At 61.0% G+C, this 11,590-nt stretch carries 11 protein-coding genes; 4 read left to right on the top strand and 7 right to left on the bottom strand.

Going from position 1 to position 11,590, the window contains the following annotated elements; genetic code table 11:
• Nucleotide 1: 1 nt before the first annotated feature.
• From VJR90_03700 to VJR90_03690, 3 genes are all read right to left on the bottom strand, one after another.
• On the bottom strand, nt 2–418 hold the full coding sequence (locus VJR90_03700) for a putative toxin-antitoxin system toxin component, PIN family (protein ID HKV96581.1): 417 nt from the start codon (nt 416–418) through the stop codon (nt 2–4).
• Nucleotides 419–664 carry a ribbon-helix-helix protein, CopG family gene (locus VJR90_03695; protein HKV96580.1) on the bottom strand — a complete coding sequence of 82 codons (246 nt, stop codon included), beginning with the start codon at nt 662–664 and terminating at the stop codon, nt 419–421.
• A gap of 115 nt (nt 665–779) precedes the next feature.
• Nucleotides 780–1,151, bottom strand: coding sequence for a S4 domain-containing protein (locus tag VJR90_03690; GenBank protein ID HKV96579.1), 372 nt, complete (start codon nt 1,149–1,151; stop codon nt 780–782).
• Between the two features lie 105 nt (nt 1,152–1,256).
• Between VJR90_03690 and VJR90_03685 the strand changes: the two genes are divergently transcribed.
• Both VJR90_03685 and tdh read left to right on the top strand, forming a co-directional pair.
• Nucleotides 1,257–2,447 carry a glycine C-acetyltransferase gene (locus VJR90_03685; GenBank protein ID HKV96578.1) on the top strand — a complete coding sequence of 397 codons (1,191 nt, stop codon included), beginning with the start codon at nt 1,257–1,259 and terminating at the stop codon, nt 2,445–2,447.
• A gap of 122 nt (nt 2,448–2,569) precedes the next feature.
• Entirely contained in the window at nt 2,570–3,610 is a 1,041-nt protein-coding gene (gene tdh / locus VJR90_03680; protein ID HKV96577.1) for an L-threonine 3-dehydrogenase, read from the top strand.
• 176 nt (nt 3,611–3,786) lie between these two features.
• Here tdh and VJR90_03675 read toward each other — a convergent pair whose 3' ends face one another.
• Nucleotides 3,787–4,314 (bottom strand): hypothetical protein, encoded by a 528-nt coding sequence (locus tag VJR90_03675; GenBank protein HKV96576.1) that lies wholly within the window; start codon nt 4,312–4,314, stop codon nt 3,787–3,789.
• 109 nt (nt 4,315–4,423) lie between these two features.
• Here VJR90_03675 and VJR90_03670 point away from each other — a divergent pair, with 109 nt between their 5' ends.
• Nucleotides 4,424–5,161, top strand: a complete 738-nt coding sequence (locus VJR90_03670; protein HKV96575.1) for a hypothetical protein — start codon at nt 4,424–4,426, stop codon at nt 5,159–5,161.
• Nucleotides 5,162–5,341: 180 nt separating this feature from the next.
• Nucleotides 5,342–6,097, top strand: coding sequence for a hypothetical protein (locus tag VJR90_03665; protein ID HKV96574.1), 756 nt, complete (start codon nt 5,342–5,344; stop codon nt 6,095–6,097).
• A 290-nt stretch (nt 6,098–6,387) separates the two neighbouring features.
• Here the strand turns inward: VJR90_03665 and sppA are convergent, their stop codons facing one another.
• From sppA to VJR90_03650, 3 genes are read right to left on the bottom strand one after another with little or no spacing between them, the layout of a single operon-like run.
• Nucleotides 6,388–8,250 carry a signal peptide peptidase SppA gene (sppA, locus tag VJR90_03660; GenBank protein ID HKV96573.1) on the bottom strand — a complete coding sequence of 621 codons (1,863 nt, stop codon included), beginning with the start codon at nt 8,248–8,250 and terminating at the stop codon, nt 6,388–6,390.
• 55 nt (nt 8,251–8,305) lie between these two features.
• Complete coding sequence (locus tag VJR90_03655; GenBank protein HKV96572.1) at nt 8,306–9,658, bottom strand: aminotransferase class I/II-fold pyridoxal phosphate-dependent enzyme; 1,353 nt, start codon at nt 9,656–9,658, stop codon at nt 8,306–8,308.
• A gap of 17 nt (nt 9,659–9,675) precedes the next feature.
• Nucleotides 9,676–11,535 carry a hypothetical protein gene (locus VJR90_03650; protein HKV96571.1) on the bottom strand — a complete coding sequence of 620 codons (1,860 nt, stop codon included), beginning with the start codon at nt 11,533–11,535 and terminating at the stop codon, nt 9,676–9,678.
• Nucleotides 11,536–11,590 lie beyond the last annotated feature (55 nt).

The following is an 11,590-nucleotide window of genomic DNA, read 5'->3' as shown; positions in this document are numbered from 1 at the left end:
GCTATTTCTTGATCGGTGTGGCTGCCAGCAATTCCAGAAATTCCGCCAGCCGGATTATCCGCGTACTGTCGAACCTGGCAAGCGCCAGCAAATGCTGGTCGCCGGTGACGATGACATCCGCCTTTACGGCGCGCGCGCATTCCAGGATGCGATTGTCAGGATCATCGGCCAGCAGCTTGAGCTTGCGGCGCGGCTTTACCACCTCGGCAATACTGGCAATGTGGCGGACCGCAATCTGCATGTGTTCTTCGTCCCAGTGAAACTTGTCCACCAGCTTGCGCGCGGTTTCGGTCAGTATTGGAATCGAAGTTGCCAGATAGCAGTGCCCTGCGACCGCGGCCAAAAGCGCGGTTTCGCCGCGTCCACCGGGTGTAATGAACGCAGAGATATAGATGTTGGTGTCAAAGACGGCGCGCACTCAGCGCCCGCCGAACACCAGGCGCTCGATGTCTTTTTCTCCGATGCCGGATTCGGCCGCGCGTGCTGCGCCATAGCCCTGCAAAATCTTCAGTTCGCCGTGCAGGCGCTCGCGGCGCCAAGCCGAATACATCTCACGAAACAGCTCGCTCGCACTCTCGCCGCGCGCCTTGGCCAAGGCGCGGTATTCGCGCGCCATATCGGGCGGCAATGACAAACTCAGCACCGAACGCTGATTGACGGACATAATTCCAGGCTCCTGTATGACACTGTATGACAGTATCACGAGCATGCGCCAGCTGCAAACCGATTGCGGTACTTTGTCGTGGAAAAACCGCACCGCGGGCCGGCGCACGCAAGGTTTAGATTCCGTGCTTGAAACGGTGAATCAGGCGGCGGGATTTCTTGTCGGGGCGCTTGGCGGGCGCGGGGCTGGCGAGCGCTGCCAGTTTGCGCAGTTCCGCATGGCGCGTGCGCAACGCCACGCTGGCCGCGGTTTCCGCGTACAGGCGCTGGGCTTCGCCAGCCGGACCGCGACGGCGGGACACTCCGCACACCACAATCTCAAAGCGCTCCGGGCCACGCGTGATCTCCAGCCGTTCACCGATGCGCACTGCATGCGAGGCTTTGGCACGCGTCCCGTCAACGTGCACCTTGCCGCCGGCGACCGCTGCCGTCGCGAGTGCGCGGGTCTTGAAGAAACGCGCACACCACAGCCATTTGTCGAGGCGCATGTGCGCTTCGCCATCACCTGCATTTCGCATGCGGCGGAGTCTAACACTGCTGGTTTGGGCGGCTGGTATAATTGCCACCTTCCCCCGCACCGGCCTGGAGATTCCGTGAACGACACGTTTCTCGCCCAGTTGCGCCGACAGATCGCCGGCCTGCACGAAGCCGGCCTCTATAAATCCGAACGCGTCATCAGCACGCCGCAGCAGGCGGCCATCAGGGTCAGCACCGGTGAAGAAGTCATCAACTTCTGCGCCAACAATTATCTCGGTCTCGCCAATCATCCGGAGCTGGTGAAAGCCGCGCAGGCAGCATTGCCCAAATACGGCTTCGGCCTGTCCTCGGTGCGCTTCATCTGCGGCACCCAGACGGTGCACAAGGAACTGGAAGCACGGCTCTCGAAGTTCCTCGGCACCGACGACACCATCCTTTATTCTTCCTGCTTCGACGCTAACGGCGGCCTGTTCGAGACCCTGCTGGACGAGCAGGACGCGGTCATCAGCGACGCGCTTAATCACGCCTCCATCATTGACGGCGTGCGCCTGTGCAAGGCCCGGCGCCTGCGGTACAACAACAACGACATGCAGGATCTCGAAGCCAGGCTCAAAGAAGCGGCGGATTGCCGCGTCAAGCTCATCGCCACCGACGGCGTGTTTTCCATGGACGGCATCATCGCCGACCTCAAGGGCATCTGCGATCTGGCCGACCAATACGCCGCACTGGTGATGGTGGATGACTCCCACGCCGTGGGCTTCATGGGCGAACACGGACGCGGCAGCCACGAGTTCCGCCATGTCATGGGCCGCGTGGACATCCTCACCGGCACACTCGGCAAGGCGCTGGGTGGAGCCTCCGGCGGTTATACTTCCGGACGCAAGGAAATCGTCGAGTGGCTGCGCCAGCGTTCACGGCCTTACCTCTTTTCCAATACGCTCGCGCCGGTGATCGCCGCAACCACGCTCAAGGTGCTCGAGCTGCTGGAACACGGTGATGCGCTGCGCCAAAAACTGCGCGACAACAGCACCTATTTCCGCGCCGGCATGCAGAAGCTCGGCTTCACGCTCGCGGGCGCCGACCACCCCATCATTCCGGTGATGCTGGGCGACGCCAAGCTCGCCAAGACCATGGCCGATGAGCTGCTGAAGGAAGGCATCTACGTGATCGGCTTTTCATTCCCGGTGGTGCCGCAAGGCAAAGCGCGCATCCGTGTGCAGGTGTCGGCTGCACATGAGAAGACGCATCTCGACAAGGCGATGGCCGCGTTTGCGAAAGTCGGCAAGAAATTAGGTGTTATTCACTAAATATATGGGAGCGGCGATGTTGTGGGAGCGGTCGTACCGACCGCGATGAGTTTGGAATCGCGACGGAGACCGTCGCTCCCACAAGATCATCACTCCTACGGGTAGGCAGAGGGCTGGCGAATATGAAGGCACTTGTCAAAGCTAAAGCAAAGGAAGGCATCTGGCTGCAGGACATGCCCAAGCCGAAAATCGGCCACAACGACCTGCTCGTGAAGATCAGGAAAACCGCGATCTGCGGCACGGACATCCATATATACAACTGGGATGCCTGGGCGCAGAAAACCATTCCCGTACCGATGACCGTAGGCCACGAGTTCGTGGGCACGGTGGCCGAGATCGGCAGCGAAGTGCAGGGCTTCAAGGTCGGCGAGCGCATTTCCGGTGAAGGCCACATCACCTGCGGTCACTGCCGCAACTGCCGTGCCGGCCGCCGGCACCTGTGCCGCAACACCGTGGGCGTGGGCGTGAATCGCCCCGGCTGCTTCGCCGAGTACCTCGTGATTCCCGCCATGAACGCGTTCCCGCTGCCGGACAGCATTTCCGACGACATCGCCGCGTTCCTCGATCCGCTCGGCAACGCGGTGCACACCGCGCTGTCCTTCGACCTCGTGGGCGAGGACGTGTTGATCACCGGTGCCGGCCCCATCGGCTGCATGGCGGCGGCCATCGCCAAACACGTGGGCGCGCGTTACGTGGTGATCACCGACGTGAACGATTACCGCCTGGGGCTCGCACACAAGATGGGCGCCACCCGCGCAGTGAACGTGCAGAAGGAAAAACTCGAAGACGTGATGCATGCCCTGGGCATGACTGAAGGCTTCGATGTCGGCCTGGAGATGTCCGGCAATCCGCAGGCCTTCCGCCAGATGCTGGCGGTGATGGTGCACGGCGGCAAAGTTGCGCTGCTGGGGTTACCGCCCGCGGAAGTCGCGATTGACTGGAATCAGGTGATTTTCAAGGGCCTGATCCTCAAGGGCATCTACGGCCGCGAAATGTTCGAGACCTGGTACAAGATGGTGAGCATGCTGCAAAGCGGGCTCGACATCAGCCCGGTGCTCACCCACCACTTCCCCATCGGCGAATTCCAGAAAGGCTTCGACGTGATGCGCACAGGGCAATCCGGGAAAGTCGTATTGGATTGGAACCCGGGAAGCGCCGACTAGTTCACTCTTCGGCATTCCGGCCCTTCGACAAGCTCGGGACAGGCCGGATTTCGCCCGAGCCGGAATCCAGTCTTATCAAGACTCTCGACACCGGCTGACGCCAGCCTGACTGATTCACCCGCATTGCAACAAGCCGGAGCTGCTTTGAAAGCGGCTTCGGCTACGCTTGCAATCAATCACCCGCCAAGATTGATACTTTTGAGTATCTCGCTGACATGCGCTGAATATTTCTGGGTGGCGGCCAGGTTTTGAGCGTGCAAAGCCTGTTCCAAAACAGCCAGTGCCCGGGAAAGCTCGGCGTGGGTTGCCGATTTTTGGGGAACGTCGCGCAATGCGCCATTGCCCATGCCGTTGCATGGATTTCCGACCGCGGCATCGAACAGCTTGCTTTTGGGGCCCACCAGGCAATTGATCACATGATGGAAATGCATGACCGCCGTGGCGGCGTCGGCAGCGTCCGCGGCCATCTGCGCATGCGTCGTGGCGGTGGTGATCTCCTGTTCGGCACTGCCGGCGGCAAACCCGGCGATTGGCATGGCCATCAACATGGAGACGACAAAAGCGATCAGCGTATTCTTGTGCATAACTGACTCTCCGAATTGGATACCTGAAACCTCCCGCCAGGCTCGTTCATCGCCGGGTAAAGGCGTGATCTTCTGCCTGCGAGCGCGCAAATCATACACTTGGGACAGACCGGCATCCATGCCGGGACCGGGGTGATGGCAGCAGATTTCACCGCAGATTCGCGGCCTTCCGCCGCAGGGGCGGTGTAGTATCCTACCGACCGCCCATTTTGCCCGGGGAGCGGTCTGCATGAACGACGAACACAGCGATGCGGACAAAAGCCTTGCGGATTCCATTGCCCTGAACGCGACCGGCAAACGCCCGGAAATTTCCGGACGCACGGCAAAATACCTGGATGAGCAGATTGCGCATTTCAAGCGCCAGGCCACTCTGCACGATCTGCACGTTGAAAACCTGAAACTGCAGAATACGTCGTTACGTTCCCAGCAGGCCCAGTGCCGGGCGCAGAACCAGCACGAAAGACTGCGCACCGTGTATCAATCCGTGCTGAGCGCAATCGCGTTGATGCTCCTGGCGTTGATCGCTTATGCAGTCTATTCCGCTGCTACCGATCATTCCGTCGTGGTCAACCAGTTCGAAGTGCCGCCTGAATTCGTCACCGAGGGCGAAAATGGCACCGTGGTCGCAAGCGAGTTCCTGGACCAGTTGCAGATCCTGAAGGCCAGTGCGCTCAGTTCTCCCTACGCGCGCAGCATGCAGGGCTCATGGGCCAATAATATCCAGCTGCAGATCCCCGACGTGCATATCTCCCTGGCCGATATTAACCGTACCTTGCATACCTGGCTGGGTCATGAAATCCAGATAAACGGCGAAGTAGTGCTGCAGGGCAAGCAGATTTCCCTCACCGTACGTGGCACGGGCATTGCCGCGCGCAGCTTCAGCGGTGCTCCAACCGATCTGCAGGATCTCCTCGCCAACGCCGCGGAGTACGTGTACGTCCAAGTGGCGCCGCCGAGGAAACCCTGATTCCTCACCCGTTGTTAAGTGTCACCTCGCAATTACCCACGGTTCACACACCGCGTCTGTAAGCCGCCAGCCGCACTCCCCCACTTCCCAATCGGTGAATTCCAGGAGGGATTTGACGAAATGCGCTCGGGGCAGTCGGGAGAAGTGGTTGTGGACTGGAATGTTTAGAGCAGCACATCTTTGAATCTTACATCAACAGCTGCACACCAATATAGTTTTGCAGGGCAAGTTATACCCCCAGATGTTCGTGTTGAACAATTTGAAGCTAAGGCAGACATCGACGCAGCTGGCGACTACCCAAAATGCATGATCACCATAACGTTTAACGCGTCGCGATTTACAGGCCAAATGACTTCGGCGACAGCTTTCAGAGATCCCGGAACACTTTTAAACGTAATTGAGGATCGAGCTCAGTCCCTTCTGGATATTCTCGCATTCAAAGGCGCAATTAAATGCAACTGTTATGTCGATATTTTGCACGACGACTCCTGCAATATAAATTTTAGAATTGATTCATCCGCGCCAGAAGCTGCCAGCGTTTTGCATGAGATAGGATTCGACACAAGTTATATTTGGCAGCTACTAAAAGCCCCACAATACCAATCGCATCTTCGTTTTGCATTATTTGATGCCAGACAAGCATTGCTTTTGCCACAGCAGTCAGGTTTCTTTTGTTATCGAGCCATTGATACCTTGGTAAGGTGGTTTGCTGGGGCTAAAAAAATAAAAGACAAGTCCCAGGCTTGGGAACAATTCCGTGAACTTTACAAATTAAATAAATCCGAAATTGACAAGATTAAATCTGTTGCAGATCCACTAAGGCACGGTGATTACGAACAGGCCATAGTTATGGGCTCTGTCCAGCGGACGGCACTTTTAAAATCAACATGGAAAATTATCGGTATCTTTATATGCTCAGAGGTCGAGCAACAATAGACCACAACATGAACTGGTCCTCGCCCCCTTGGATGCCGCCGAGCACTGGACCGCGCGAGGATCAGGCCGCGCAGCGGGCGAAGCCAGGATGGCGAGCCTTCGCAGCGGCGCAGGGATGCGTCGTCTGCGAAGCCCCGAGCGAGGGAAGCGCAAAGGTTAGCCGTAAGGCCGGCATCGCGGGGTGTCCTTTCTTTGCGCCCGCTTTCTTTGGACAAGCAAAGAAAGCGGGCTCGTCGCAGGGGCGCGAATGCCCCGGCTAAAACATCGCGGCTGAAAGCCGCTCCTACAATTTATTGCACGTCACAAAAGCAATAGGCATATACGCCGCGCGGATCGCTGAATACCTTGAGTACATCGGTGAGCTGCTGCAACTGCCCAGCCCAGGGCAGGGAGTCCAGATTCGCGGACGGCAGCAATCCGGACGTCAGGCGGGAAGTGTTGCTGTTGGCCAGGGAAATCAGCAGACGGTCCGTGAAGCTCAACGGCCGCTCGATGTAGCGCACCGAATAATTCGGGCCGAGCTTGGCGAGCTTGGCAGCTTCGGCAATCGCATCCTGCAGGTTGCCAAAGGTATCCACCAGACCGATTTTCTTTGCCTGCTCGCCGCTCCATACTCGGCCCTGGGCGATGGCATTCACCGCCGCGACGCTCATGTCGCGGTTGTGCGCCACGTTGGTGATGAACTGCTGATACCCGTTGTCCACGCTCAACTGGAACGCCTGTTGCAGTTCCGGCGACATCGGCCGGGCGATATTGAAGGCATCGCTCAGGGGCGTGGTGCCCACGCCGTCGGAATGAATGCCGATCTTTGCCAGCGTCTTGTCGAAGGTGGGGAACATGCCGAAGATGCCGATGGAGCCGGTGAGCGTGGCCTGATTGGCATAAATCTTGTCGCCCGCCATGGAAATCCAGTAGCCGCCGGACGCCGCCACCGAGCCCATGGAGACCACCACCGGTTTGCCGGCTTCCTTGGTGAGTTCAATCTGGCGCAGGATCAGGTCGGACGCGAACGCGCTGCCGCCGGGGCTGTCCACGCGCAATACCAGCGCCTTGATGGCATCGTCATGGCGAGCGTTGCGGATGAGCTGCGAAGTCGAGTCGCCGCCGATGGCGCCCGGCGGCTGCACCCCCGCCAGAATGTCGCCGGCCGCCACGACCACGCCCACGGTGTTGCCGCCGACTGGCCCCACCGCCTCCCCATCCACCGCCTGCAGATAATCGCGATAATCAACCTGGCGGAAGCTGTGCCGGGATTCACCCACCACTTTCTCCACGGCCGCGGCCATCTGGTCCTCGCTCGCGACCTTGTCCACCAGTCCTGATTGCAGCGCCAGCTCGGCGCCGCTGCCGCCGACCTTGGCAAGATTGGTGCCCAGTCCGGTTATATAGTTGCTTAAGGCATCGGCCTTGAGGGCGCGCGCCTTGGTTACGTCCTGCTGATACAGGGTCCACAGCGTGGTCACCACCGCGCCCCAATCCTCACGCGCATCCGGCGACATGCCGTTCAGCATGAAGGGCTCGACCGCGGATTTGTATTTACCGACGCGGAAGATGTTGACGGTCACGCCCAGTTTGTCGAGCGCATCCTTGAAGTACGGTTGATAGATTCCATAGCCGTGCAGGAACACTTGGCCCTGCGGATGGATGAATACGGTATTGGCCATGGACGCCAGGTAATACTGGCTCTGGCTGTAGGAATCGTTGAGCGCAAACACCGGCTTGCCGGTCGCGCGGAAATCGTGGATGGCGCGCCCGATGTCGCGTAGATCGCTTAGAGCCGCGCCGCCCAGCAGACCGCCGCCGCCGAGATCGTCAGTTTCCAGCACCAGCGCCTTGATGCGGCTGTCGTCCTTGGCATGCTCGATGGCCGTCACCACGTCGCGCAGGCGCGTCTGTTGCGGCACCTTCTGGCCCAGCAGTTTCGCCAACGCACGCTGCACCGGGTCACCGGAGAACTGCTCCACCAGATTGCCGTGCATGTCCACCACCAGAGCCGAGGAAGACGGCACGCCCGGCTTATGCGTCCCGAACACCGCCACCAGCAGCACCACCACGATGAACGTGACCGCGAGATAGATCACGACCTGGCACAGCACGCTCCACACGCGCCACAGGCCGCCGAAGATTTGCACGAAGAAATTCCTGTCACTCATGAAGGGTTCCGGTGGTTACGGGAGGTAGAGAGATGAACCGCGTCTGCGGCGTGCATTATGCGCCAAGCGCCGCGTGCGCGGCAGTATCCAGCAGGGCGGTAATGCGCGGCAGCCAGTTCTTGTGTTCCGGCTTCATCAGGCAGGAACGCAGTGCGGTTACTGTCTGGCTATCGGCGGTCAAGCCCGGTGCCCAGTGGCGCGCGAGTTCATCGGGCACGCGCAGCAACGCCAGGTGCAAGTCGTGTTGCGCGGCGTTGGCAAATGCCGCGTGTGCCCGCCGGCTCGCCGCGCTGCGGCTCCCGGCGGCCAGCATCCAGACCACAATGTCCAATTCCGGATCCGGGCAGGCAATGTAGTCCGCATGGTTTTTCAGATGCCGCTGCAAGGCCAATGCGGCCTCGCGCCCGGCTGCAAGGCCGCGCGCAAATTCGCCGCCGCGTTCCATGGGCAACAGCCGCTGCGTGGCCCACAGCGCCACCGCCGCCGCTCCCGGACGCGAACATTCGAGGCTGATTTCGCCCAAGTGCAATTCATCGGAGGTGAAATAGGTGTACGGCGAGTCGTGCTTGTAATAGCGGCCCTCGGCCGGATCGCGCAGCAACACACAGCCGCAGCCGTAGGGTTGCAGACCATGCTTGTGCGGATCCACCACGATGGAATCGGCATATTGCATGGCGTCGAACGCAGAACGCGCATCGGCCGTGAGATTGTCGGCCAGAATGAAATAACCGCCGTAGGCGGCGTCCACGTGGATGCGAAAGCCGTAACGCTCGCGCAACTGCAGGATCTCCGGCAGCGGATCCACCGCACCGGTGGCGGTGGTGCCGAGCGTCGCGACCACCGTCGCCACTCCGCCGCGGCGCAATCGCGCTTCCAGCGCATTCAGGTCCATGCGCGCTTTGGCATCCACGGCTACGCTCTCGAACTTTATTCCCAGCACCTCGCACATGCGCGCGTGGGTGTAATGCGCCTGCGCCGAAGCCAGCACCACGCCCCGCGGACGCGCGTGCCGGGCGACCCACAGGGCTTCGAGATTCGCGACGGTACCGCTGGCACACAGGTGGCCGAGGTGGGTTCGATAGCCGAACAGGCGCGCGAGCGCGGCCACCGCTTCTTTTTCCATGCTGGAGCTCGCGCGCCCACCATCCAGCGCGTGATTGTTGGGGTTGAGATACAGCGCCAGCATGTAGGCTAGGCGTGCAGCCGGATGCGGCGGCTTCAGCATCTGGCCTGCATACAGCGGATGCCCATAGGGAAAATTGTCGTGCAGCCTGAGCGCGGCGTCCTGCAGTACGCTGCGCAGACGCTCGCCATCATATACAGGTTCAAATGCAGGCAGCGACTTGAAGCCCTCTTCCAGCGTCTGCAGCGCCGCATCGAGGAATTGCAGATCGCCGCGCGGAAACACGAGTGCCGTCCGCCCGCTCAGGGTAGGGCAGCGGCCGGTTTGGCCGGCATCAGCATGAGCGCCTGCAGATCGTGGCGCAGCAGCGCCTGCTGGCCGGGATCGCTGGTGGCGTTCAGCAGGCCCTGATAGACATTGCGCGCATCATCTATATATCCCGCCTTGGCGAGCATCTGCGCCGCCTGATAGCGCGCGCTCTTGGCCCAGTTGTCCATGGCATAGGGATCGGTGAGCGTGGCCGAGCGCAGATACAACTCCGCCGCCTGCGCGTAATCGCCCAGTCCCTTGTAGGAGTCCGCGATCCAGAACAGCAGTTGGCGCTGCTGATCCGAAGTCAGCGGGTCCTGCAGCAGCGCCTGAAAAAACGGGATCGCGGCACGGTTGCGGCCGATGGTCTGCAGGTCGAACAGTACCGGCAGCACGTCACCGGGATCCACAGGCTCGCCGCTGGCAAACAATTGTTGGAGCGCGGCGATCCCGGCCTCCGGCTCACCGCCGAGGATGAACACATGCGCGCGCTGCAACTGCCAGGCGGCGGGATCGGTATTGGGCGGCGGCTGGTCCAGTCCGCGCATGAGTTTCGAGGCGAGCGGAATGTCGGGCATGGCGAGCACGTCGTTCACCAGCAGATAGCGCACTTCGGGCGGAATGGCGGCGGTCGCGGGGAAGCGTCCGGAATCCAGATACAGATGCCGCAACACCACGCCGCCGTTTTTCTGTTTCTGGATGAGGTTCGCAAACTGCCAATGCGCCACCGCCTGCTGCTCTGCCGTGTGCGCATTGAAGGCCACCACGGCAAACAGCGCGCACGCGCGCACCGGTTTGGAATCGTAGCGATTGGAGGCGGCCAGAAACCAGGATTGGTCGTCGCCGACCACGAGTTGCAACTGGTTGCCGAGTTCCACGCCGTAATTCAGGTAAGCATCCCACAGCATCCCGGGCGTGATGCCGAACACCGGGTCCTGGTCCAGCAGTCCGGACTGCAGGCCGAGGCCGGTCTGCAGCGCCTGGATGTGCGCGACCGGATCATTCAGCGCGAGCGCCGCCTGGCCAATCACGTACCAGGCGTGCACGCGTTGCGCGACCGGCAGCTTGGAATTGCTGGCGAGTTTTTCCGCCTGCTGCTTTACCTTGGCGGCGGACTCGGCATCCGCGCGCAGCGCGGCAAGCAGCGTGAGCATCTGGGCGTCCGTACCGCGGCTGTCGCGCAGCGCGTCGAGCGCCGCCTGTGGCTGGTCGGTGCGCAGGAACAGCCGTGCTTCCAGCAGCGGCCAGTCGCCCGTATCCTTGGGATAATCCTGGCGATAGCGGATCACCGCGGTCTGGGCGTCGGCGAGATCCTCATCCACCAGATAACTGCGCACCACTAGTTGCCGCAACTGGCTGAGCGCGGTGTCGTCGAGCGGCGTGCGGGGATTCCAGATCAACGGTCGCAGAATGGCGCGCGCTTCCCGGCCCTTGCCGAGCTGCAGCCAGGCGTCCGCGGCCCGGGCCTGCTCCCAACTGCGAAAATCCGCACCCAGATTCGCCGACAATTTCGCAACGCGCGCAATCACCGCCTGCCAGTCGCGAGTGAACTGATATAAATAGATGCGTTCGCGCTCCCAGGCCATCCACCCTTGCGGATCCTTTTCGAAGTCCGGCTGGTCGCGATCTATGAATTGCAGCGCCAGATTGGGCGCGCCGGCGGAGGCAAAATTGCCTATGTCCTGCAGCGACGGCGCCGCGTTGAGATTGGGCGCCGGCGTCTGCGTGGCGGGCGCCGGCTTCGGCCGGTGCGCGGCCTTGTGCGGTGGTTTGCGTGCGGCGTGGACCGGCAGCGCGATCAGCGCCAAGCTGAGCGCGACAACCAGCAAGCCAAGCCTGAAGCCAGTGTGCATCGGCGGCGCAGCCTGTAAAAAACAACGGGTGCCTGAGGCACCCGTCATTGTAGCA

The sequence above is a fragment of the Gammaproteobacteria bacterium genome (assembly GCA_035279405.1).
GTDB lineage: Bacteria > Pseudomonadota > Gammaproteobacteria > Natronospirales > REEB76 > REEB76.
This window is presented reverse-complemented; position numbering and strand designations above follow the sequence as displayed.